General features: G+C 49.6%; 21 protein-coding genes and 1 riboswitch. Of the genes, 10 read left to right on the forward strand and 11 right to left on the reverse strand.

What is annotated here, in order from left to right:
- The first annotated feature begins 197 nt into the window (after positions 1 to 197).
- The gene (gene mgtE, locus PQQ36_RS12600; protein WP_011078775.1) at positions 198 to 1,553 is read left to right on the forward strand and encodes a magnesium transporter; all 1,356 of its coding nucleotides are present in this window, start codon (positions 198 to 200) and stop codon (positions 1,551 to 1,553) included.
- A gap of 100 nt (positions 1,554 to 1,653) precedes the next feature.
- Here mgtE and pmbA read toward each other — a convergent pair whose 3' ends face one another.
- The gene (pmbA, locus tag PQQ36_RS12605; RefSeq protein ID WP_011078776.1) at positions 1,654 to 2,997 is read right to left on the reverse strand and encodes a metalloprotease PmbA; all 1,344 of its coding nucleotides are present in this window, start codon (positions 2,995 to 2,997) and stop codon (positions 1,654 to 1,656) included.
- 117 nt (positions 2,998 to 3,114) lie between these two features.
- Between pmbA and yjgA the strand changes: the two genes are divergently transcribed.
- Complete coding sequence (gene yjgA, locus PQQ36_RS12610) at positions 3,115 to 3,672, forward strand: ribosome biogenesis factor YjgA (RefSeq protein WP_011078777.1); 558 nt, start codon at positions 3,115 to 3,117, stop codon at positions 3,670 to 3,672.
- A gap of 92 nt (positions 3,673 to 3,764) precedes the next feature.
- Here the strand turns inward: yjgA and thiQ are convergent, their stop codons facing one another.
- The 5 genes from thiQ to mpl all read right to left on the reverse strand — a co-directional run bounded on the left by thiQ (position 3,765) and on the right by mpl (position 9,331).
- Entirely contained in the window at positions 3,765 to 4,469 is a 705-nt protein-coding gene (gene thiQ / locus PQQ36_RS12615; protein WP_224655493.1) for a thiamine ABC transporter ATP-binding protein, read from the reverse strand.
- Positions 4,463 to 6,070, reverse strand: coding sequence for a thiamine/thiamine pyrophosphate ABC transporter permease ThiP (thiP, locus tag PQQ36_RS12620; protein ID WP_111416045.1), 1,608 nt, complete (start codon positions 6,068 to 6,070; stop codon positions 4,463 to 4,465). The genes thiQ and thiP overlap by 7 nt, the downstream gene beginning before the upstream one ends.
- Positions 6,071 to 6,079: 9 nt before the next feature.
- Entirely contained in the window at positions 6,080 to 7,087 is a 1,008-nt protein-coding gene (gene thiB / locus PQQ36_RS12625; RefSeq protein ID WP_072616351.1) for a thiamine ABC transporter substrate binding subunit, read from the reverse strand.
- 66 nt (positions 7,088 to 7,153) lie between these two features.
- Positions 7,154 to 7,279: riboswitch (TPP riboswitch) on the reverse strand.
- A gap of 29 nt (positions 7,280 to 7,308) precedes the next feature.
- Positions 7,309 to 7,947, reverse strand: a complete 639-nt coding sequence (locus tag PQQ36_RS12630; protein WP_039555111.1) for a flavin prenyltransferase UbiX — start codon at positions 7,945 to 7,947, stop codon at positions 7,309 to 7,311.
- A 22-nt stretch (positions 7,948 to 7,969) separates the two neighbouring features.
- Positions 7,970 to 9,331: a UDP-N-acetylmuramate:L-alanyl-gamma-D-glutamyl-meso-diaminopimelate ligase gene (gene mpl, locus PQQ36_RS12635; protein ID WP_013572490.1), complete on the reverse strand. Its 1,362-nt coding sequence runs from the start codon at positions 9,329 to 9,331 to the stop codon at positions 7,970 to 7,972.
- 341 nt (positions 9,332 to 9,672) lie between these two features.
- On the opposite strand from mpl, the gene fbp reads away from it, so the two are divergent.
- On the forward strand, positions 9,673 to 10,689 hold the full coding sequence (gene fbp / locus PQQ36_RS12640; RefSeq protein WP_273661585.1) for a class 1 fructose-bisphosphatase: 1,017 nt from the start codon (positions 9,673 to 9,675) through the stop codon (positions 10,687 to 10,689).
- Positions 10,690 to 10,828: 139 nt separating this feature from the next.
- Positions 10,829 to 11,359 (forward strand): inorganic diphosphatase, encoded by a 531-nt coding sequence (ppa, locus tag PQQ36_RS12645; protein WP_011078784.1) that lies wholly within the window; start codon positions 10,829 to 10,831, stop codon positions 11,357 to 11,359.
- 89 nt (positions 11,360 to 11,448) lie between these two features.
- Here the strand turns inward: ppa and PQQ36_RS12650 are convergent, their stop codons facing one another.
- From PQQ36_RS12650 to tamA, 4 genes are all read right to left on the reverse strand, one after another.
- Positions 11,449 to 11,808: a DUF2799 domain-containing protein gene (locus PQQ36_RS12650; RefSeq protein WP_011149368.1), complete on the reverse strand. Its 360-nt coding sequence runs from the start codon at positions 11,806 to 11,808 to the stop codon at positions 11,449 to 11,451.
- Positions 11,809 to 11,908: 100 nt separating this feature from the next.
- Positions 11,909 to 12,256: a gamma-glutamylcyclotransferase family protein gene (locus PQQ36_RS12655; RefSeq protein ID WP_043877048.1), complete on the reverse strand. Its 348-nt coding sequence runs from the start codon at positions 12,254 to 12,256 to the stop codon at positions 11,909 to 11,911.
- A gap of 63 nt (positions 12,257 to 12,319) precedes the next feature.
- Positions 12,320 to 16,075 (reverse strand): autotransporter assembly complex protein TamB, encoded by a 3,756-nt coding sequence (gene tamB, locus PQQ36_RS12660; protein ID WP_263130516.1) that lies wholly within the window; start codon positions 16,073 to 16,075, stop codon positions 12,320 to 12,322.
- Positions 16,072 to 17,787: an autotransporter assembly complex protein TamA gene (gene tamA, locus PQQ36_RS12665; RefSeq protein WP_011078788.1), complete on the reverse strand. Its 1,716-nt coding sequence runs from the start codon at positions 17,785 to 17,787 to the stop codon at positions 16,072 to 16,074. The genes tamB and tamA overlap by 4 nt, the downstream gene beginning before the upstream one ends.
- Positions 17,788 to 18,018: 231 nt before the next feature.
- On the opposite strand from tamA, the gene msrA reads away from it, so the two are divergent.
- Positions 18,019 to 18,648, forward strand: a complete 630-nt coding sequence (gene msrA / locus PQQ36_RS12670) for a peptide-methionine (S)-S-oxide reductase MsrA (protein WP_011078789.1) — start codon at positions 18,019 to 18,021, stop codon at positions 18,646 to 18,648.
- Positions 18,649 to 18,752: 104 nt separating this feature from the next.
- Here the strand turns inward: msrA and PQQ36_RS12675 are convergent, their stop codons facing one another.
- Positions 18,753 to 18,962, reverse strand: coding sequence for a DUF1107 domain-containing protein (locus PQQ36_RS12675; protein ID WP_011078790.1), 210 nt, complete (start codon positions 18,960 to 18,962; stop codon positions 18,753 to 18,755).
- Positions 18,963 to 19,294: 332 nt separating this feature from the next.
- Here PQQ36_RS12675 and PQQ36_RS12680 point away from each other — a divergent pair, with 332 nt between their 5' ends.
- The 5 genes from PQQ36_RS12680 (at position 19,295) to PQQ36_RS12700 (ending at position 22,967) form a co-directional block, all read left to right on the forward strand.
- The gene (locus PQQ36_RS12680) at positions 19,295 to 19,846 is read left to right on the forward strand and encodes a YtfJ family protein (RefSeq protein WP_011078791.1); all 552 of its coding nucleotides are present in this window, start codon (positions 19,295 to 19,297) and stop codon (positions 19,844 to 19,846) included.
- 137 nt (positions 19,847 to 19,983) lie between these two features.
- A complete protein-coding gene (locus PQQ36_RS12685; protein WP_011149363.1) occupies positions 19,984 to 20,277 on the forward strand; it encodes a DUF2607 family protein in 294 nt (97 codons plus the stop codon).
- Positions 20,278 to 20,322: 45 nt separating this feature from the next.
- Entirely contained in the window at positions 20,323 to 20,940 is a 618-nt protein-coding gene (gene zrgA, locus PQQ36_RS12690) for a zinc uptake protein ZrgA (RefSeq protein ID WP_182290345.1), read from the forward strand.
- A 66-nt stretch (positions 20,941 to 21,006) separates the two neighbouring features.
- Entirely contained in the window at positions 21,007 to 21,711 is a 705-nt protein-coding gene (locus PQQ36_RS12695) for an ABC transporter ATP-binding protein (RefSeq protein ID WP_011078794.1), read from the forward strand.
- On the forward strand, positions 21,708 to 22,967 hold the full coding sequence (locus PQQ36_RS12700; protein WP_011078795.1) for an ABC transporter permease: 1,260 nt from the start codon (positions 21,708 to 21,710) through the stop codon (positions 22,965 to 22,967). Before PQQ36_RS12695 ends, PQQ36_RS12700 begins: the two co-directional genes overlap by 4 nt.
- The last annotated feature ends 2 nt before the right edge of the window (positions 22,968 to 22,969 follow it).

The raw sequence follows: 22,969 nt of genomic DNA on the forward strand, positions 1-22,969 counted from the left end.
CTCTGCACACTTTCCCCGTCACGAATCATCACAACTGCTATTCTTTTCATAGCCAAGGTTACTCAGTAAACCAATTGTTTCTTTGGAAGAAATACTGACAGAGTTTTGTCGAGCGAGCATGCTTTCTCGGGTTACTTGTGTGGCGAATTAAGTTATTATTCAACACATTGTAAATATCTAGGAATCAGGGGGTCACCGTGGCAGAGCAAATTGAATTCGACCAAGCTCACCAAGCCCTCCAGGAAGTTTCTGAAGCGCTCGAAAATGGCCGCTTCGTTCACGTCCGCCGTCAGCTTCAGGACATGGAGCCTGAAGATATTGCCCATCTACTTGAAGCATCCCCGCGTAAAAGCCGCGAAGTCTTATGGCAACTTACCGACCCTGAGGATTATGGTGAAATCCTTGACGAGCTGAGTGAAGACGTCAAAGACAGCCTTGTCTCAAAAATGGCCCCCGAGGATCTCGCCGAAGCGACCGAAGGGATGGACACCGATGACGTTGCTTACGTTCTACGTAGCCTACCAGATAACGTTTCTCGTGAAGTACTGGCGCAAATGGACGCGGCGGATCGTCTGCGCGTGGAAACCGCGCTGTCCTATTCTGAGGACACGGCCGGTGGCTTGATGAACACCGACGTGATCACCATTCGTGGTGATGTTGATGTCGATGTAGTCCTGCGTTACTTACGTATGAAAGGCGAGCTGCCGGAAAACACCGATGCACTTTACGTGATTGACGAAGAGAGCCGTTTAATTGGCGAGCTGCCTATCTCTATCCTCATCACCACCCAGCCTGATGTCAAAGTCAGTGAAGTGATGGAAGATGTGGATGACGCCATTGCGGTCACCACCAGTGACTCAGATGTGGCTAGCCTGTTTGAACGTCGAAACTGGATCTCCGCCCCCGTCATTGATGAAAATCAGCATCTGGTTGGTCGTATCACCATCGATGATGTCGTCGACGTTATTCGTGAAGATGCCGAACACTCGATGATGAGTATGGCGGGTTTGAATGACGACGAAGATACCTTTGCTCCCGTGGTTAAATCGGCGCGTAAACGCAGTATTTGGCTCGGGGCGAATGTGCTTGCCGCCTTAGCAGCCGCGTCGGTTTCCAACATGTTTGAAGCGACCCTTGATCAGATGGCGGCCATTGCGGTATTGATGACCATTGTTCCCTCCATGGGCGGCGTGGCAGGCAACCAAACGGTCGCACTGGTGATCCGTGGTTTGGCACTGGGTCATATCGGTGATGCCAACAAACGCGAACTATTGATGAAAGAAGCGGCGATCGGTTTTCTCAACGGGGTGTTATGGGCGTTGATCATCGGTGGTATCGTGGTGGCTTGGAAAGGTAACTGGCTACTCGGCGGCATCATTTCCGCCGCAATGATGACCAACTTAATTGTCGCGGGCATCGCCGGGGTAACCATCCCTATCCTTCTCAAGAAGATGAATATTGACCCTGCCTTGGCGGGCGGTATGGCGCTGACCACCGTCACTGATGTGATTGGTTTATCGGTGTTTTTAGGCCTTGCCACCATTTTGATTTAACGACCTGACGCTATCAAAATGAAAGCAGAATAGAAACGAAACAAAAAAGGTTGCTTACTGAGCAACCTTTTTCATCTCTTAACGAATGCCACAATCGCGATTATTCGCCCGCAATCTTCATCGATGGCAACAAAATAGAACCGGTTTGAATTTGTGAGCGCGTCTCTACATCGCTACCAACGGCAACGATTTGCTGGAACATCTCTTTCAAATTACCCGCAATGGTGATTTCTGACACTGGGAATTGCAACTCGCCATTTTCCACCCAGAAACCCGCCGCGCCACGCGAATAATCGCCGGTCACCACATTCACACCTTGACCCATCACTTCGGTCACAAGTAAACCCGTACCCAGCTCTTTGAGCATCTGTTGGAAATCTTGCCCTGTCGATTGCACAAACCAATTGTGGATACCACCTGCATGTCCCGTTGGCGCCATATTCATTTTACGCGCAGCGTAACTGGTGAGCAGATAAGTGGCGAGCACACCATCGGTGATGATTTCGCGATCTTGCGTGTAAACCCCTTCGCTGTCGAATGGGCTTGATGCCAAACCACGCAGAATATGCGGACGCTCAGAGATATTGAACCACTCTGGCAGCACTTGCTTGCCCAAATGATCAAGTAAGAAAGACGATTTGCGATACAAGTTACCGCCACTGATCGCCATCACTAAATGACCGATAAGCCCGGTTGCCACATCCGCGGCAAACATCACCGGGTATTTGCCCGTTTTTAGCTTGCGGGCATCTAAACGTTCAATGGTTTTTTGCGCCGCTTCGCGACCGACTTGTTCAGGACGCCACATGTCATCACGATGACGAGCGACAGTGTAGCTGTAGTCACGCTCCATTTCGCCATTTTTGCCTTCACCAATTACACAACAACTGATGCTATGGCGACTCGAGGCATAACTTGCCAATAAGCCGTGACTGTTGCCGTAGACGCGAACGCCGTAATGGCTGTCGTAACTCGCGCCATCACTCTGCTTAATTTTATCGCTGTAGTTAAGCGCATGCTCTTCAGCAGCAATGGCCATTTTCGCCGCATAATCGGGATCGGGCGTATCTGGATGGAAGAGATCCAAATCCGGAATCTCTTTCACCATCAACTCAGCAGGAGCTGGCCCTGCACAGGGATCTTCTGACGTGTATTGCGCAATATCCAAGGCCGCCAAGACAGTCTGTTCAATCGCTTTTTCACTGAGATCCGATGTCGATGCGCTGCCTTTACGCTGACCACGATAAACCGTAATGCCTAAAGCGCCATCACTGTTAAACTCGACGTTTTCTACTTCACACATGCGAGTCGAAACACTTAAGCCCGTGGTTTTGTTGATCGCAACTTCAGCACCATCGCTATGTTGCGCTGCCAGCGCGAGCGCTTTGGCAACCGCGGCTTCGAGCTCAACTCTTTGCTGAGCAACTTGCTGTTTTACATCCATATCTCAATCATCTTTGATTTGTAATGGCATAAGAATAACAAGAATTTCGCTTTCTCCCCACGATTCTTGTTAAAATAGGGCTAATCTTATTTTGAGAAAGTGATATAGGCAGAAAAGATGGCCCGTAAAAACCAAAAAGCGCCATGGGAACCTGAAGAAGAGTACATCCTAGTCAGCAAGTCTGAAATGAAGCGTGATATGGACGCGCTACAGAAGTTGGGTGAAGAGCTAGTGGAACTCAAACCTTCGGTATTGGCTAAGTTCCCAATCAGCGAAGAGTTACTTGATGCAATCAAAGATGCGCAGCGTTTCAAAAACGAAGCCCGTCGTCGCCAGTTGCAATACATTGGTAAAGTGATGCGCCAAGAAGATCCAGAGCCAATTCAAGCGGCGCTGGACAAAATCCGTAACAAGCACTCGCAAAACACCGCCGTGCTACACAAGCTAGAAACGCTGCGTGAACGTATTGTTGAGCAAGGTGACAGTGCAATTGATGATGTGGTTGCCCTTTACCCTGACGCGGATCGTCAACGCCTACGCCAGCTAGCACGTATGGCGACGAAAGAGAAGCAAGCGAATAAGCCGCCAAAGGCCTACCGTGAAATCTTCCAAATCTTAAAACAGCTTAATGATGATGCGGTTTCAGACTCGATCGAAAACGAGCTAAAACAGTAATAGCAACGCTGTAAAACATAAAAACAAAGGTTGGCTCACTGCCAACCTTTTTTATCTCTGCACCACAACAGATCGTTGCCGCCTTTTATCTATCATACTGCGGCTTGGAAAAACTCTACCAACTCTGGGTGGCTGTGCTTTTCATTGAGGCTCGCAATAGGCCCATGCGCGGCAATGGTACCCTTGTCTATGTAGGCAAAGTGGCTAGCAATGGCACGTGCATCACTTAAATGATGCGTCACCATCAAGACCGTAATGGCACGCTCTTGCGCCAGCAGTTTGACGAGCGAGAGCATTTCTTCACGCAAGACTGGATCGAGTGCGGAAAACGGCTCATCCAGTAACCAAATTGGGTTGGGCTGGACAAAACAACGCGCAAGGGCCACTCGCTGTCGCTGACCACCAGAGAGCTGTTCAGGCAGCCGATCTAAATAGGCTTCAATGCCAACCTGCTTTGCCGCTTGCTCCACTTGCTTTTGTTGCTGCGACGTCAGTTTCAAACCGGGATGCAATCCCAACGCAATGTTGTCGCGCACCGTGAGATGAGCAAACAAATTGTGTTCTTGAAACAACATCGAAAAAGGACGTTGCGCTGGAGAGAGTGTATTGAGCAAACGCCCATCCAATGCCATGCGACCCGACTGAGGCGCAATGAACCCCGCCAGCAGCGCCAGCAAGGTGGACTTTCCTGCCCCACTTGGCCCCATCAACGCCACAATACTGCCTGCTTCTACCTCTAAATCAAAAGCAAACAGATCTTGATGATAATAATAATGCACCTGTTGCAGCGTTAGCATGGCGCCTTCTCCTGATGTTGATTCGATTTGGTACTGAGTAAGGACTCACTCAGGGCAAAACAGCCGACACTCAGCAGCAATAACGTGAGTGACACCACCGCTGCTGCCTCCATTTGATAACTGCCGAGTAACTGGTACAGATAGAGTGGTAGAGTACGAAAATCTTGGCTACCAAATAAGGCAATTGCGCTCAAATCGCCAATGGAAAACATAAAACAGAGCGCAAACGCATTGGCAAAAGGTTTACGCAGTGCGCGCCACTCAACGATTTTAAAACGATTCCACCCGCTTAAGCCCAATGTAGCAGCCAAGTATTGATACTGCTGCTCGCAATGCAACATCGGCTGAGCGAGCGTTTTAACGGCGTATGGTAATGCCATCAAACTGTTGACGATGATGACGATCAACAGCGCCAAACTGAACACATCTGCAAAACTACGCAGCAATAAAAACAGCCCAGTACTCACCACCAAACCTGGCGTCACCAAGATGATGGTGCCCACCATCTCAATGCCGTCTGCAGGGTATCGCAGACCACGCAACCGCCATGCACGACTGGTGAGCAAAATAGCAATCGCTGCACCCACGGCTAAGGTGGCGGCACCAAACGCTACACGTAACGAGGCCCCCAGAGCGGACCAAAATCGACCATCACTGATCACGTCAGGGAGCTTGCTGTTTATCCCGCTGGCCACCACAAACAGCAGCGGCGGAACCACCAGCAGTGTCGCCAGTGCTATCCACGCATAATCCCACATCAAATGACGCTTAGAAGCTGGGGTTAATTGAACGAAACGGGTGTGGCTGCCAACCGAGACAGGCAGCGGTTTAGTCAATCGCTGCAGCGTCAACACCAGCAAGCTACACAATAACATTTGCCAGATCGCCAGTAGCGCTCCAGCTTGTAAGTCAAAATCAAATTTTATCGCTTGGTAGATAGCCAGTTCGATGGTGGTCGATTTTGGGCCGCCACCGAGGGCCATGACCGTGGCAAAGCTGGTGAAGCAAAGCATGAACACCAAGCCACACACATGTGGTAGTTGCTGGCGCAATCGCGGCCATTCGACCCAACGAAACTTCTGCCAACTGTTCATACCAAGATGAGCCGCCAATTTGTGCTGCTCTGCCGGAATCGACTCTAAGGTTTGCAGCAGCAATCGCGCTGCATACGGCAAATTGAAAAACACGTGCGCGAGCAAAATGCCGCTCAATCCGTAGATCGAAAAGGGCAATTTGGCGTCAAAGCTCGCCAATACACTCGCCAACCAACCACTGTTCCCATAAATGGCCAACAAGCCAAACACGCCTACCAATACTGGCAGCACTAAAGTTGACGCAAACAATTTGAGCAATAACGAACGGCCAACAAAATGTCGCCGAGACAAGGCGTGCGCGACAGGAAGCGCCAAGCCGACACTCAGCAGCATCGATAGCGTCGCTTGAAGAAAACTAAATTGCGTAACATGGCGGTAATAAGGATCTTGCCATACCGCCGTGAGATCCAGCGTCGGCGTCGCCAACAAGAGCGCCGAGAGAGCAGAAACAACAAAGGTCGCGATGATCATCGCGACCCCAATGCCCAACTTAGGAACCGAATTCAATGCGACGCCTTAAAACGTCAACGCGCTTTGCCATTCGCGAATCCAAGCTTTACGCTGCTTCGCCACCTCTTCCGCACTGAAACTCAACGCCTTCTCAGGCACGGTTAAACTGCGGTAGCCCTCTGGCAGCGTCACGTTGGTCACTGGGTACATCCAGTTGCCCGTAGGCATTGCGCTTTGGAACTCATCGCTCAAAATGAAACTCATAAACTGATCAGCCAGCGCTGAGTTCTGACTACTTTTCACTTTTGCGGCGACTTCCACTTGCATGTAGTGCCCTTCACTAAAACCCGCCGCGGCATATTGCGCATCATTTTCGGCAATCAGGTGGTACGCCGGTGAGGTGGTGTAAGAGAGCACCATGTCCGATTCGCCTTTGAGGAACATCGAATACGCTTCCGACCAACCTTTCGTGACCGTCACGGTTTTCTTCGCCAGTTGCTGCCATGCGCCCGTCACGTCATCGCCATACACCGACTTCATCCACAGCATCAAACCTTGACCGGGTGTTGAAGTGCGAGGGTCTTGGTAGATGACTTTCAGATCGTCGCGTGATTCCACCAGCTCTTTTAAGCTCTTGGGTGGATTCGTCAGTTTGCCTTTGTTGTAAACAAACGCAAAGTAACCGTAGTCATAAGGAATAAACGTGTCGTCAGCCCAACCATTTGGCAATGACAGTGCTTGGGTGTTCACTTGATGTGGCGCCAGCAAACCTGTGGCTTTAGCTTCTGCCATCAAATTATTATCCAAACCTAAAACAATATCCGCTTTGGTATTGCTGCCTTCTAAACGTAAGCGGTTGAGAATTGACACCCCATCGTCCAGCGCGACAAAATTCACATCGCAGCCACACTGCGCTTCAAATGCTTTTTCGACTGTCGGGCCTGGGCCCCAATCGGAGGCAAAAGAATCGTAGGTGTAAATGGTTAAGGTTTTGTCCGCCGCAAGTGCAGAAGAAGAGATGCCCATCATTGACGTGATTGACGCTAGGGCTATCAGGTTTAGAGTGTGTTTCACTGCTCGCTCTCCATTTCGCATGAGTTGAGCGGCACAGGCTTGAGGTAGGTGTTAATCGTCCTTGCTAATTAATCCCGACTCAATTCCTACGCCAGCATTATCTGGTTCAGGTTTACGGGTCCTAGGCCTTTGCCTAGTCTCAGCCACTGCGATGCAATAAAACACCACAGTTAAGCGCCCCGATGAGTGGTTCGGATTGTAATCGGAATGATCTCTCTTGGCTATACAGAGTCACCGTCATTGCGATGATCGTATCCCCAACGTGGCACCAAAACCTGTTCGATGCCGAGATGATCCAAGATACGCGCGACCATAAAATCAATCAGATCGTCTATCGACTGCGGTTGATGATAGAAACCGGGCGCGGCGGGCATGATGGTGACCCCGAGCTGAGAAAGCTTGTGCATGTTTTCAAGATGCAAGGTCGAAAAGGGCGTTTCACGCACCACTAAAATCAATTGGCCACGCTCTTTCATCACCACATCCGCAGCACGCTCAATTAAATTATCCGACATACCATGAGCGATCGCCGCCACACTCCCTGCCGAGCAAGGGCAAACCACCATCTGCTTCGGTGCGGCCGAGCCAGAAGCCACTGGCGAAAACCAATCGTCTTTACCACACACCACCAGCTTGTCGGCATCACAAGCCAAATGGGCCACCAGCGCTTGCTGCGCGGCGTCAGGATTGGCTGGCAGTTTGAGACCATGCTCGGTTGCCAATACCACTCTTGCCGCAGAAGAGATCAGCAGGTAGACACGGTAATCTGCCGCCAGTAATTGCTGTAATAAACGTAACCCATAAGGCGCGCCAGAGGCGCCCGTAAAGGCTAACGTGATCGATTTTTCTTGGTTTGTCATGCTCATCTAATATGTGTCTTTTCTAGCGCGTTGAACTCTCTAAAGCGGTCAGTAATTTGCCATGAATGCCTTCAAAACCGCCATTGCTCATGACCAAAATTTGCGTTCCTGCCTCGGCGCGCTGCGCAATGTTGGCCACAAATTGGTCAATGTTATCACTGGTGAATGCCGGTTGCTGACATTGCGCCGCGACGTCCTGCACCGACCAAGCAATTGACTCTGGTTGGTAAAGGAACACTTCATCTGCCTGCTTGAGTGAAGCCGCCAAGGTCTCTTTGTGCACGCCACGTTTCATAGTGGCTGAGCGTGGCTCCAGTACCGCGATGATTTTCTTATCACCCACCTTATTACGTAAACCAGCAAGAGTCAGTTCAATCGCAGTTGGGTGATGGGCAAAATCGTCATACACCGCCACGCCATTGATTTCCCCTTTCAGCTCTAGGCGACGCTTGGTATTAATAAAGCGCCCTAGTGCCTCACAAGCCAGATCTGCTGTCACACCCACATGGCGCGCTGCTGCGATCGCCATCAACGCATTATCGACATTATGATCGCCGACTAAGTCCCATTGCACCGTGCCTACTTGCTCACCCTGTAGCCACACTTCAAAGTGTGAACCATCTTTGCTGAGTTTGACCGCTTGCCACTCGCCGTCCTGACCAGAAAACTCCTGGTCACTCCAGCAGCCTCGTGACAACACATCCGCTAATGCGCCGTCTTGCTTGGGCGCCAAAATACGGCCATTACCGGGAACAGTACGCACTAAGTGGTGGAATTGTCGCTTGATCGCTTCAAGATCATCAAAGATGTCAGCATGATCAAACTCTAGGTTATTCATGATCAAGGTGCGAGGATGGTAATGCACAAACTTAGATCGCTTGTCGAAAAAAGCACTGTCATATTCGTCGGCTTCGACGACAAAAAACATGCTTTCGCCTAAACGCGCGGAGACACCGAAGTTACCAAGCACGCCACCAACAAGAAATCCCGGCTGGTAACCACAATCTTCCAAAATCCACGCCAGCATGCTCGAGGTAGTGGTTTTACCGTGTGTGCCCGATACCGCCAATACCCAGCGGTCATGCAACAAAAACTCCTGCAGCCACTGCGGCCCAGAGGTGTAACGCAGGTTGTGATTCAACACATATTCAACACAAGGGTTACCCCGGCTCATGGCATTGCCAATCACCACCAAGTCTGGTGCAGGATTAAGTTGCGAAGGATCAAAGCCTTCAATAATTTCAATACCTTGAGACTCGAGCAAGGTGCTCATTGGTGGGTAAACATTGGCGTCAGAGCCGGTCACTTTGTGGCCCAACTGTCGCGCTAAAATCGCAGCACCACCCATGAAAGTGCCACAAATTCCCAAGATATGAATATGCATAAATTGAATCCTGCCATCAGACTGTTTTTTCTCGTTCTCATTATCATGATAACCGTTAGAAAAGCGAGCAGCATTGTTGGCCTTGTGCCACATGCCGCTCAGTTTTTACTGTTGAGTGGAAGCAAACGCTGTTTTTTCAGCCACTTTTTATCGAACTCTTCCGTGTAATCAACCGGTTTCATTCGACATACAAATTGAGATCTGCGTCGGTTACTTCATTACCATTAATAAGATCTAAACCTTACACTTATTGGGAGCGCAAACGATAACCTTCGTCACATCCATCAAGAGATGCCGCTCACACTCCCCCAACATTATTCAGCGAAGTTTAAGGAAATAACATGTCTGGAATGCGCACCCTTGGCGAGTTCATTGTTGAGAAACAAGCGGACTTCCCCCACGCTAGCGGTGATCTCTCTTCTCTTTTGTCGTCGATTCGCTTGGCGGCCAAAATCGTTAACCGTAAAATCAACAAAGCGGGTCTCGTTGATATCACAGGCGCGGCAGGAGTAGAGAATATACAAGGCGAAGTTCAACAAAAGTTGGACGTGTATGCGAATGAAAAATTCAAATCGGCACTCGAAGCACGCGACCAAGTGTGTGGCGTAGCGAGTGAAGAAGAAGATGAAGCGGTTGCTTTTAACAAAGAGCTAAACAAAAACGCCAAATACGTGGTGTTGATGGACCCTCTTGATGGCTCATCGAACATCGATGTTAACGTTTCTGTTGGCACCATTTTCTCTATCTACCGTCGAGTTTCCCCTATTGGCACTCCCCCGACTCAAGAAGACTTCTTGCAGCCAGGACACAAACAAGTGGCCGCGGGTTACATCATTTACGGCTCTTCCACCATGCTGGTGTACACCACAGGCAATGGCGTGAATGGTTTCACCTACGATCCATCACTCGGCACCTTCTGTCTGTCGCACGAAAACATGATGATCCCACAAAATGGCAACATCTATTCGATCAACGAAGGCAACTATATTCGCTTCCCTATGGGCGTGAAAAAATACATTAAGTATTGTCAGGAAAATGTGCCTGAAGATGGCCGTCCTTACACCTCTCGCTACATCGGCTCGCTCGTGGCGGATTTCCATCGCAACCTGCTTAAGGGCGGTATTTATCTTTACCCAAGCACACAAAGCCACCCACAAGGCAAACTGCGCTTGTTGTACGAGTGCAACCCAATGGCGTTCTTGATTGAGCAAGCCGGTGGTTTGGCTTCTGACGGAGTGAACCGCATTCTTGATTTAAAACCGACAGAATTGCATCAACGCGTGCCTTTCTTTGTTGGCTCCACCAACATGGTGAAGAAAGTCGAAGAGTTCCTCGAAGTCTATCGTGACGAAGCCTAAAGAATGAAACAAAGCGCCTGCAACAGCAGGCGCTTTTTGTTAGCCACTTTGGAAAGCCCAACGCACTTGGTTTACAGCTCAGCCTGTTTGCGGCTAAATTATCACCGTTCAGCCCAAAACAAAGAAAAGGAAATCACTCATGAGTTTAAATAATGTCCCAGCGGGCAAATCACTGCCTGATGATCTGTATGTCGTCATCGAGATCCCAGCCAACGCGGATCCGATCAAATACGAAGTGGACAAAGAGTCTGGCGCGGTGTTCGTTGATCGCTTTATGTCGGCGCCGATGTTCTACCCATGCAACTACGGCTATGTTAACCATACCCTTTCGCTGGATGGCGACCCTGTCGATGTGTTGGTCCCAACCCCTTACCCTTTAATGCCAGGTTCAGTGATCCGTTGCCGCCCAGTCGGTGTGCTTAAAATGACCGATGAATCCGGCGAAGATGCCAAAGTCGTCGCAGTACCACATTCTAAGTTGTCCAAAGAGTACGATCACATCCAAGACGTCAACGATCTTCCTGAGTTACTCAAAGCGCAAATCACCCATTTCTTTGAACGCTATAAAGAGCTTGAATCAGGTAAGTGGGTCAAAGTGGATGGCTGGGAAGACGTGGAAGCGGCGCGTAAAGAGATCTTAGATTCTTACCAACGTGCACAGAACAAATAATCCTTGCCCATTGAAAGACAAAAGAGCTGTGTGAACACAGCTCTTTTTGATCCTGACAAGCACTTCGGTTCTTAGCATCTCTTTCGCCTTTACAAACCACCAGCGGTCGACATCTGTCCGGAGATATAATCCTGTTTGAAGAACGGGTCAACATCATCACAAATGCCATAGTAAGGCTTGCCAATCACCCCCAACATATAGGCATTCTGTTGGCAGTACTGCTGCTTACCCTCTTGGTAGCCCGCTTGGTATGAGGCCAGCAAATTGGCCGAGAGGTTTCGCGGTTCCGCCAATTTGAGTAAACGTGCTTCGCTTAAAGCCATCTTACCTTCTAACGCGCTTTCAACGCCAAAGGTGTGCCAATCTAAAGCTTGCTCCGATTGCGGTAACGGAGTCTGCACGCAGCCAACCAGCAACAGCAGCGGGAACGTCAATACGAGAGCTTTCATGCTCGGTCTCCTTTGTTGAGATAGGTCCTCAAGGCACTATCGTTTCCTCATCCACAACAACAGAACCTATCACAGTATACGACCTTCGAGCCTCAATCGCTCAAACGCGTTGGCACCAATCTCCTGAGGCAATTTCCTCCACCAACTTACTGCTGTCTTGATAGAGATAAATCCACGCTTGACCAAATGGGGTCGCGATGGTTTCACGGCGGTATTCCACTGGTACGTCTTCGAGCTTATCAAGGGCTTGCAGTGTTGCGTCGTCAATCAGATACACTTCCCCACTGACGGCGCGATTGCCTTCGCCAACCGCTGGGTAATCACCGAGATCGTACAGGCGATATTCTTGCCCACTCTGGCAACCACCCAAAAACTCACTGTGTTGCAAATAGTGGTGATTGGATTCACCTTTTCTCAACGTGCCATAGACAAACACTAAATGTTGCATAACCACTCCTTGTCGCCAACTGACCATTTCGCCTAAGTGCAGTGAATAGCATGTGGCGAGATTTTAATCAAACTCAAACTGATAAAGCAGATCAACGGCGCTTTCAACCCCTGAAACCCCTTCTAGATAGAGATCTTTCATCAGACGATAGCGCACGGTGAACTCACCAAGCGGTTTGAAAATACCCACCCCATACTTCACTTGCAGCCCTGGCATTATGTAGCCACTGACCGTGACTTGTGAATCTTCCCCGGAACCTGCGGTATCCAACTGCAGATCTTGCACGCCAAACGCCTGACCAATTTCACCGACGACTTTGCCGCTTTTGGCCAGACTCAATCCGATTAAGGCCGTGGTCATGGCGTTGCCGCCTCCCGATTCACCATCAATGTCTTGCCCGCGCAATAAGTAAGAAAGCGCATTGGCCTGCGGCATGGCAGGTTCGGAGAAAATCGTAATACTTGGCTCAGTGGCAGGGCCAGTCACTTTCACCCCCGCGATGACATCATCTTGGGTATTTTCTGGGTTGCGAATTGCTTTGATCGCCACATATGGCTGATCGGCAGGCCCGTTCATCAACACTTTGCCTTCTTTGATCAAGAGGTCTTGACCAAAGGATCGATAGGTCCCGTCAACAATGTTGACTTCACCAAGGATAAACGGCCCTTTCTCTTTCTGCGTGACATTCAACTGGCCTTTTAAGCCCCCTTCAAGGCCAAATGCCGCCAGTTTGAAATCGTCACCAATCGAAATGTTAATGTCGGTTTCAACGTTAAATGGCATCGAGGAAGACTTATCGATTGGCTCGAGTTGGTCGTTGAGCAACACCTGATCTTTCGACACACTCACCGCGCTTGGTGGCAGTTCTTCGACAACAATACGCCCCCAAGGCAGAGCCAAACTGCCCGTCACTTTGGCCAGTGTCGGATTAACTTCAATCGTCATATCCGGCACCAACTTAATTTTCACCATCGGCGGCATGTCGACTTTGAGGGAATCGGCAAAAACCCGCACCTTACTGTGCCAGTTATCCAATTGCTGCCAATTCGCCTCACCACTGACGTTGAGCTCACCATCAGGGGTTACAATATTGGCCGCCAAATCGGCGTCATAACCGCGAAAATCGATCGCCAGTTTGCCCTGTTTCACGTCGATTGGGCTGATATCACCGTTCACTTGGATATCGTCTACTAAGAACTGGCCCTTTACTTGAGGATGATAAGCCGAACCCGACACCGACAGATCGGTTGAAATCAGCGCTTTCAGCGCGCTGTATTCCCCAACTAAAGGTGCTAAGAAATCCAAATTGAACTGGCTAAGTGCCAACTTGGCCTTCAGTTGTGGATCGCTGGCTTGCACATCGGCCACTTGCAGTTGCCCCGTTAAATCACCATTGTCACTCACATTGATCTGCCAATCCGCGTTCAATTGGTCTTGATGCAGTTGCGCATTGAGATTGATGTCGTCCCAACCGAGCGTTACGACTTGTTCAATTTTCTGTTGCACCTGACCTGTGGGTAAATGCAGCGACACTTTGGCCTGTGGCGAACTCTCTGGTGCCCATTTTGCCCACACTGTTGCATCGACACTGCCATCGAGCTTCGTTTCCGGCGGTAAAAACATCGCAATCTGAGCGAAATCGAATTGGTTTAATGCCAGCTCGGCTTCGCCTTTTTCACCGACGCGAATGTCTTTCGTTAGGCAAAGCGTTGAACCTTGTTGCTGCCAGCAATGTGCTGCGACATCGACCTGTTGCTGATCAATATTGGCTTTAATCGCCGTCGCTTGTTGTAAGGTCCACGTCCCTTGCTGAGTGGTGGCAAACATGCGCTCCAACTCCCCAGACCAAACCATCTGTGGTTTTTGCTGTAAGCCACCATGGATAGCCAAGCTGGTGGAGACCAGATCCGAAGAGACGTCCAAACTCAGTTGATGCTGTTTTTCGCCGCCACTGACCGAGAGCAAAATCGAGTCAATCAACTGCTCTTGATAACGCAGTGCCGCCACCTTCAATGTGACATCCGCTTGTGGCTCCGGCAAAGGCGTGACTCTGCCTGTGAGCGACAACTGTTCGATGCTCGCTTGCTGCTGCCATTGGATTTTCTGTGCTTGCAGTGCCAGTTGAATGTCTGGCTCTTTCAACGCACCGCGCAAATCAACTTCACCAGCCACCGAACCAGACAGATCCGGCACGCTCTTCGCCAAATCGGTGAAATGGATGTCGACATCCATCTGCCACTCTTTTTTCAACTGACCTTTGGCGGTTAAGCCATTCGGACCGTGAGACAAGGTTAAGCGCTCAGTATCAAGGTAGACTTCCCCGTTACCCTCTTCGTCGGAAGCGTGTAGCGAACCTTCAATGTTAAGTGGATAGCCACGCAGCAAACCATCAATATCCAGTTCTGGCAGCGCCACTTTCCAACCGCCTTTCTCAGTCAACGAGCCAGTAGTTGCAAGTTTGCCACTGATGTTGCCTTCCGCTTCAGGCCATTGAAGACCAGGCTGAATATTTTGCAGCTGCAAGCTCGCCTGCCAATTGACCAACGATTGCCAGTTGGCCATCACTTGGCCTTTAAGCTCTCCCCCCAGTGTCTCGACATTGAGCTTATCGAGATCAATGTGTTGCAGATCACCGCTGCCATGCACATCAAGCGTGATCGCAGGGATCTCTTTACCATCCAACTGAGATTGCAGCGCCAACTGATAGCCCTCAAGAGAGCCTTGGGTCATCAGGTTGGTTGACTTGATCTGATAGTCACTCTCACCACTCAGTGGCCACTGAGTCTGTAGATCTGAGAGTTTGACATCAAAAGGCAAGCTCACTAATAGTGGCGCAAGCGTGGCAGACAGCTGTGCGGAAACGGGCCCAGATAAGGTACTCTGCAACTGCAAATGCGCCACGCTTTGCGAGGCATTCAGCGTAATATTCTGCCCTTTCAGGTCGGTTTCTTTCAGTTTCGCTTTGAGATCCAATGAAAGTGGGTACTCACCTTTCAATTCAACCTGCGCATTCGCTTGGGCCGACACTTGCGGCATGTCGAGCTCCAACGTCTCCACGTCAACACGGTTTTTGCCCGCCTTCGCTTCTAAGGCTAAATGATTGACTATCAATGGCGTTTCTTGATGCAAGGTAAAACGGTTGACATCAAAACGCTGCAACACAATTTGTAGCGGGATCCATACTTCTGGCAGTTCAATATCTTGTCGTGGCGCGTCATTTGGCGCCGCCGATTGAGCTTGCGGCTCGCTGGGTGCCAGCGTGACATCAATGTCGCTAAAGCGAGTCGGCGCGATGACCAGACGATCCCCTTGCATGGAGAGGGCGCTACTCAATTCTCCCCAAGAGATTTGGTTGCCCAGCACATCCAGTTGGATGTTGGTCAATGCCAATCGATGCAAAAAGACGGGTACGGGTGTGCTGATACTTTTCAGCGGTTCACTGGGTTCTTCGACGACCTCTGAGCTGGGAGGTAACTGTGGCAGTGAGAGCGCCAAGCCATCAATACTGATTTCATTGATGCAAACTTTGGGCTCCAACAAACACTGAAAATTCATCGCTAAAGTCAGTTCATCCACAGACGAAGAGATGTTGAGTTCGGCATCATTAAAGGTGACTTTTCTCAGCGTGAACTTGGGAAACAGCGCGCCTTGTACTTGGCCAACTTGCAACTGCGGCACTACTTTTTCCGCGACCCAAATGGCCGAAGTTAGGCCGGGATGCGTAAAGAGCAGCAGAGCAATCAAGGTCAGCAGCAAAACCAGCAGCGCCATGACGCCCGCAGAAATCCACTTGCTCCATTTAAACACCACTTTGATCATAACTCAGGCCCCAAAGTGAAGTGCAAACGGAACTCATCCCCCGGCTTGGCGTCCAGCCCCCATGCGAAGTCGATGCGAATTGGGCCAACTGGCGAAGCCCAGCGAATGCCAAGCCCCGTCCCTGTTTTCCAATCAGGCGCATCATTAAAGGCATCACCATAATCAACAAAGGCAGCCGCCCACCAGTTGCCATATAAGCGATACTGGTACTCTAGCGTACTGGTCGCAATGTACTGCGCCCCGGTTAAGGCACCACTGCTGTCTTTGGGTGAAATGGATTCGTAACCATAACCACGTAGGTTATTGTCACCACCGGCGAAGAAACGCAGCGAGGGCGAGAGCTTTTCAAATTCCTCGGTGAGATTGGCCCCCGCTTCAAGCCGTGCAAGACCACGATGATTCTCACCTAGGCTGCGAATCCAGGTGGTTCGGCCTTGCACGCGCAGCACTCGCGTTTCAGACAACAAATTGTCGTCACCATACTCAAAGGTAATACTCTGTTTGTCACCCCAGCTCGGCATGCTGCCACCACGCACGCGACTGCGAGAAAAAGAGACGCCGGGCAAAACAAACTGTGCGACGTCGTCTTGCAAACCTTGTTCATAGTTTTCAATCAAATAACGAACAAACACCGTTCTGTGCCAACGGTTGTCTAGCAACCAATGACGCTCAACGGCTAAGTTCGATTCCAAGCTTTTAGTGTCTCGGCTGTCGACGTGTTTCATCGCGTATTGAATGCGGTAGTAATCGTGCAACACATCTTCAAGCGGGATCTGATAACCCGCGGTCACGGTTTGTTCTGGTTTCGAGATCGACAAGCTGCTGTCAAAACTGTGGCCAAGTTCATTCACCCACGGTTTTTTCCATTTCAACGTACCGCGAAATTCAACGTCGGTGGCGTAACCAATACCTGTTTCAATCTGGTTTTTTGCTTGCGGAGCCAAGCTGACTTTCATCGGCAACTCGCGGGTATCATCAAGGGATGACAAATCAGGTTCGACGAATACCGATGAGAACCAATCGGTGTTAGAGAGGTTTTGATTGTACTCCCCCACCTTGGCGACCAAATAGGGGTCACCGGCTTTAAACGGTTGCAAGGAGCGCACTCGGTTTTCTTCAATTTGACTGCCCGTAATGGTCGTTTGACCAAAGTGGTAACGCATCCCACTGTCGTAATGGAGGCGCACAAACGCTTGATTGAGATCGGCTGCGACCTCTAAACGCGTTTCGATAAAATCGCCTTTAAAATAGCCTTTTTGCAGTGCGAGGTTACGTATTGAGGATTTGAGCGTGTCGTAGTCGCCATGATTTAAAATCGCCCCCTGTTTAAGCGGCGATTTTTCTAACAGTTGCAGGAAATCTTTGTCATTCGAGGCTTCCCCCTCAATGCGCACATCAAAGGTCTCAACTCTCACCGGTTCGCCCAGGGTGATATGGGCCGTCAGTTCTTCCTGATCGTCGCTGATTTGATAGTCAATCTGGGCATGATAGTAACCCAATGCGTTCAACGCGCCATTAATGATGCCATCAAGACGAGATTGAAAACGCAACGAGGTGGAATAATCCTTTTCATCAATCGAGGTAAGGTGCGCCTCGATATTTTCCTCCACAGCACCGCTCACCCCTTCCAAAGAGAGAGAAACTTGAGGTGCCGCAACAAGATTGCTGGCAAAAAGCGAGCTGACTAATAGTGGTAATACTTTTTTTATCATGCTTTAGTACGTACAAAACAACGTCGGCTGACATCGAGGCTTTGCGGATATGAATGTGGTGTAGAATCGACACAACTCATAAGCAGACAAGTTGCGTTAAGCTGACGGTCTAAACTATCCTGCATCACCAGCTGAGACTGAGCTTGCAAGATAGCACCCGACCTACAAAGGGACAACCAGATTCCGTTTTTTGTTCGGAGTCATATCACAGATGAATATAAGGGAAGAGAGATGCTCAACAAACAAATCATGGTCGATGCCGATAACGCGCTAGCGGGCCGCCAAGAAGCAATGGCCGTAGAGCCTATTCATTTTGTCAACGGCAGTGATATCACTGCCTCTGCCACACAAGGACAACAAGAAATACTGTTCGGCATGGGCTGTTTTTGGGGGGCAGAACGCTTGTTTTGGCAACTCGATGGGGTGGTTTCAACGTCGGTTGGATACAGTGGTGGCTTTACGCTCAATCCCACCTACCAAGAAGTGTGCAGTGGTCAAACGGGCCATACGGAAGTGGTGCGCGTGATCTTTGACCCGCAAGTATTGCCACTTGAGCAACTGCTGGAAAAATTTTGGGAACGTCACGATCCCACTCAAGGCATGCGCCAAGGCAACGATCTTGGCACGCAATATCGCTCTGCCATTTACACTTTCAGTGATCAACAGCTCGATATCGCCCTTGCTTCTCAGCAAGCCTATCAAGCGGCATTGGCAAATCAACAACACAACACCATCACCACCGAGATCCGCCCCGCTGGACCTTATTTCTACGCAGAAACTTACCACCAGCAATATTTGGCCAAAAATCCAGAAGGCTATTGTGGTCTAGGCGGCACCGGTGTGTGCTTCCCGCCAGCCTAGTGTCAGCATCAAAGCGATCACCTCAGCGTGATCGCTTGCTTGAGATCGCGAAGTGTCATTGCCCGCCAAGGTGCTAGGTGTTTTAGCTTCACGTTGAATGTAGACTACGCGGCAGCCAAAGACAGAGCGTTGATCTCTGCGTTGACTTCACGATAGACAGACAATTTTTGTGTATTGTGAGTATCAGGCAACAGCACTTTGCCGTTGTCGAATTCAAACTCCCCAATGCCATTGATGGAAAAAGAACCTTTGAAAAGGGTTTTAACAAATCGAGCCACTTGACGTGGACGATAGACAGCAAACTCGCGCAACATAAGCAAACCTCAACTTCCGTATCAGTTAATGTGACGGGCAAAGAGCACGTCACCCATGCCTTTTGGCATTCCTTGTTTAGCTCACTCTAAGGCGAGATCCTCTCACCTCAGCTTGGCCATTTTATTTGTCGTTGACTCATTAGCGTTCACTAATGAATAAAAAAAGCATACCTCAGAGTGATGGAGAGTTAAACTCATTAACGCCATTTTTGTTAAAAAAATGTTATTTACAACCAGATATTTTTGCCAACAGCGTATTATACTCAGCCAGCACAAGATAAAATGCACTCTGCTCTTAATGAACGGAGTTTCAGATACATAAGGATAAATCGATGAAACGAAAGACTCTCCTCACTCTGGCACTGCTTAGTGCTTCTTTTGGTGCAGCAGCACACAACCTCTCTCTAGGCAACCCAGTCCCTAGCGTCAGTGTGGCCTCGTATGGCGAAATTGTGCTGCAAGGAAAAGGCACCGCCTTTCAACCTTGGGCTTCTTCACAAATGCTCGGTAAAGTTCGCGTGATTCAAGCTATTGCGGGTCGCAGCAGCTCAAAAGAGATGAATGCGCCGCTGATGCAAGCCATTACTGCCGCACAGTTTTCAGCGGATCATTACCAAACCACCACCATCATCAATCAAGATGACGCGATTTGGGGCACGGGATCGTTTGTCAAATCTTCAGCGCAAGACAGCAAGAAAGAGTTCCCTTGGTCATCAATGGTGTTAGACGAAAATGGCGTGGTAGCCAGCAGTTGGCAACTGGATAAAGAGAGCTCTGCGATCATCGTACAAGACAAGCAAGGCAAAGTGCTGTTTGTCAAAGAAGGGGCTCTTTCAAGCGATGACATCACTCAAGTTCTTGAGTTAATCAAAGCTAACATTTAATTGCTTTTCTTCATCAATAAAACCCATACACTCCATCGGTATGGGTTTTATTTTTTGTACACTTTTTGACAAAAAGAGTGAACTTTGCGGCTGAATAGCTGTTATATTGTAACACTTTCAAATGTCTCAATCGGTTTATGCAACACAATCTTAGCCTCCCTTTCATGACTTTGCGCCACACTGCGATCTTTGCGGTGGTACTCAGCGTGTTTTTGAGCTTTGCCAGCATTGCCCATGACTTTGACTTTAATGCCGAGCACCACAACAGCCATCACTGCCAACTGTTTGCCAATGCCCATCATGGTGTTAACCAAGCAGCGATTAGCGTCCCCGTTTTGGTGCCCGAATACGCACAGCCGCAACCCGTTACAGCAATTGCACCTTATCAACCAACCAGTGCCTATTTGGCGCGTTCTCCTCCCTTCAACTAAATAAGTCTATAAGTATTTCAATTTAGTTTATTAAGGATTAGAACCATGCTACGCAAAACTTCTCTCGCCATTTTGGTTGGGCTTTCTTTTTCTGCTCTCGCGTCTGCGCAAGAGGGCTTTCGTCAACACGATGCTCACGTACACGGTCAGGTCGAATTTAATATCGCCCAAGACGGCCATGATCTTCTGCTCGAAATCACCGCTCCGGGGGCCGATGTCGTCGGTTTTGAACACGCTCCAGAAAACACAGAGCAAGAAAATCAACTTAAGGCCGCAGTGGAAAAACTCTCTCAAGCCGACTTGATGGTTCAAATCAATGAAGCCGCCAAATGCACGATTGAGAATGTATCGGTAACACACACCTTAGGCGGTGAAGAGCACGATGACCATGAGCATCATGATGACCACAAACATCATGATGACCACGAACATCATGACAACCACGAACATCATGACGACCACGGACATGAGCACGATGGTCATGGGGCTTTTACCGTCGAGTACCAATATCACTGTGGCAATGTGGCAGCGTTGAATGCACTTGAAACCGATTGGTTTAAACAATTCCCTGCGACTCAAGCTATTCAGGCCAATGTTCTAACGGACAAAGTACAAAGTGCCCTTGCCTTGTCGCCAGCACACAACACAGTCTCATTGAAATAACGGCTAAGCTCAGCAGGTAAGTGGTGACTTACCTGCTATTCTTCTCCACTCAATAGGGTAAATGTTATGGTGAACACTTCGCCTGCCGTCATTGAACTACAGCAAGTCTCTTTTACGTGGAAAGAGGCTACCCAGCCTATCCTGCAGATACCGCATTTTTCCGTTGCTCGCGGTGAGCATGTTTTTATTAAAGGCCCTAGTGGTTGTGGCAAGTCCACACTGCTGAGTCTATTAACCGGCATCAACCAAGTACAATCTGGTCAACTCACGATTCTCGGTACAGAACTGGCCGCACTGTCTCCCAGTCAACGAGATAAGTTTCGCGCCGACAATATCGGTTATATCTTCCAGCAATTTAATCTATTGCCATATCTCAATGTATTGGAGAACGTTTTGCTGCCTTGCCAGTTCTCTCGCACACGCGCAACCCATGTGGAAGGCGATGCCCGAGCGAAAGCGGCGCAGTTGCTTACTCGCCTCCATTTACCGCAATCGCTGCATCTCAAATCGGTCAGTGAACTGAGTATCGGGCAACAACAACGCGTTGCGGCGGCACGTGCGTTAATCGGTGCACCGGCTCTAGTGATTGCAGATGAACCAACGTCAGCACTGGATTTCGACAATCGCAGCGCCTTTATCGAACTGTTGATGGAACAAGCCAACGCTGCCAATGCCACCTTGGTGTTTGTCAGTCACGATCCCACCTTGGAACGTCTTTTTGACCGCACAGTGGATCTACGTCAACTCAACCAAGCAGGAGAAGCCTCATGAGCGCAACGATGACCTTAGCTTGGAAAAGCTTACGGAATCGCAAAGCCACCGCCTTTTTGACCGTGCTAACGGTGGCGATCTCGGTCATTCTGCTGTTGGGGGTCGAGAAAATTCGCACGCAAGCCAAAGAGAGTTTTGCCAATACCATTTCAGGCACCGATCTCATCGTCGGCGGGCGTTCTGGCCAAGTAAACCTCTTACTGTATTCGGTATTTCGCATCGGCAATGCCACCAACAATATTGACTGGAAGAGCTATCAAGATTTTGCCAACCATCGTGCTGTAGCGTGGGCTATCCCGATCTCATTGGGTGATTCTCATAAAGGCTTTCGCGTGATGGGGACCAACCACAGCTACTTTGAACATTTCAAATATGGCAGTAAGCAACCACTCACATTTTCTCAGGGCAAACCGTTCAATGGCTTGTTTGAGACGGTACTCGGTGCCGATGTGGCGAAACAACTGGGCTATCAGATCGGCAGTGAAATCATCATTGCTCACGGCATCAGTGACGTCGGTTTTAGCCGCCATGACAATTTGCCATTTAAAGTGGTCGGCATCCTAGCGCCAACAGGCACCCCCGTCGACAAAACGGTGCACGTTTCACTTGAAGCCATTGAAGCGATCCATGTCGGTTGGGAATCGGGCGCTCGACTCGGCCCTTCCCCCGATGCCACTCAATTGGAACAAAAACAATTTCAGCCCAAACAGATCACCGCGATGATGCTCGGGTTGAAATCACGCATCCAAACCTTTGCACTGCAACGTGAAATCAACACCTACAATCAAGAACCGCTCAGCGCCATCATGCCTGGTGTCGCGCTGCATGAACTATGGGGCATGATGTCTGTCGCCGAGCAAGCCTTAATGGCCGTCTCGGTATTCGTTGTCATTGCCGGGTTGCTTGGCATGCTCAGCAGCTTGCTCACCAGCTTACAAGAGCGTCGCCGTGAGATGGCCATCCTACGCGCAATGGGAGCAAGGCCTCGTCATGTCTTCACGTTATTGATAAGCGAAGCCAGCTTACTGACACTGGCAGGTATCGTCACTGGGGTGGCGGGGGTGTACGGATTACTGTCGATTGCGCAACCAATCATTCAACAACAATACGGCATTAACATCACTATGACGGCGATTTCTCCTCATGAATGGATGTTACTCGCCTTCGTTCAAACTGCAGGCATCCTCATCGGTTTTATCCCTGCAATCAGAGCTTATAAACAATCACTCAGTGATGGAATGACCATAAGGATTTAACG

The sequence above is a fragment of the Vibrio sp. CCUG 15886 genome (assembly GCF_028570825.1).
Lineage (GTDB): Bacteria > Pseudomonadota > Gammaproteobacteria > Enterobacterales > Vibrionaceae > Vibrio > Vibrio vulnificus_B.

Excerpts from the sequence above, each read along its gene's own strand:
- pmbA (WP_011078776.1), bottom strand. The coding sequence starts at position 2,997 with ATGGATGTAAAACAGCAAGTTGCTCAGCAAAGAGTTGAGCTCGAAGCC.
- yjgA (WP_011078777.1), top strand. The coding sequence starts at position 3,115 with ATGGCCCGTAAAAACCAAAAAGCGCCATGGGAACCTGAAGAAGAGTAC.
- thiQ (WP_224655493.1), bottom strand. The coding sequence starts at position 4,469 with ATGCTAACGCTGCAACAGGTGCATTATTATTATCATCAAGATCTGTTT.
- PQQ36_RS12630 (WP_039555111.1), bottom strand. The coding sequence starts at position 7,947 with ATGACAAACCAAGAAAAATCGATCACGTTAGCCTTTACGGGCGCCTCT.
- mpl (WP_013572490.1), bottom strand. The coding sequence starts at position 9,331 with ATGCATATTCATATCTTGGGAATTTGTGGCACTTTCATGGGTGGTGCT.
- fbp (WP_273661585.1), top strand. The coding sequence starts at position 9,673 with ATGTCTGGAATGCGCACCCTTGGCGAGTTCATTGTTGAGAAACAAGCG.
- ppa (WP_011078784.1), top strand. The coding sequence starts at position 10,829 with ATGAGTTTAAATAATGTCCCAGCGGGCAAATCACTGCCTGATGATCTG.
- PQQ36_RS12650 (WP_011149368.1), bottom strand. The coding sequence starts at position 11,808 with ATGAAAGCTCTCGTATTGACGTTCCCGCTGCTGTTGCTGGTTGGCTGC.
- PQQ36_RS12655 (WP_043877048.1), bottom strand. The coding sequence starts at position 12,256 with ATGCAACATTTAGTGTTTGTCTATGGCACGTTGAGAAAAGGTGAATCC.
- tamB (WP_263130516.1), bottom strand. The coding sequence starts at position 16,075 with ATGATCAAAGTGGTGTTTAAATGGAGCAAGTGGATTTCTGCGGGCGTC.
- tamA (WP_011078788.1), bottom strand. The coding sequence starts at position 17,787 with ATGATAAAAAAAGTATTACCACTATTAGTCAGCTCGCTTTTTGCCAGC.
- msrA (WP_011078789.1), top strand. The coding sequence starts at position 18,019 with ATGCTCAACAAACAAATCATGGTCGATGCCGATAACGCGCTAGCGGGC.
- PQQ36_RS12675 (WP_011078790.1), bottom strand. The coding sequence starts at position 18,962 with ATGTTGCGCGAGTTTGCTGTCTATCGTCCACGTCAAGTGGCTCGATTT.
- PQQ36_RS12680 (WP_011078791.1), top strand. The coding sequence starts at position 19,295 with ATGAAACGAAAGACTCTCCTCACTCTGGCACTGCTTAGTGCTTCTTTT.
- PQQ36_RS12685 (WP_011149363.1), top strand. The coding sequence starts at position 19,984 with ATGCAACACAATCTTAGCCTCCCTTTCATGACTTTGCGCCACACTGCG.
- zrgA (WP_182290345.1), top strand. The coding sequence starts at position 20,323 with ATGCTACGCAAAACTTCTCTCGCCATTTTGGTTGGGCTTTCTTTTTCT.
- PQQ36_RS12695 (WP_011078794.1), top strand. The coding sequence starts at position 21,007 with ATGGTGAACACTTCGCCTGCCGTCATTGAACTACAGCAAGTCTCTTTT.
- PQQ36_RS12700 (WP_011078795.1), top strand. The coding sequence starts at position 21,708 with ATGAGCGCAACGATGACCTTAGCTTGGAAAAGCTTACGGAATCGCAAA.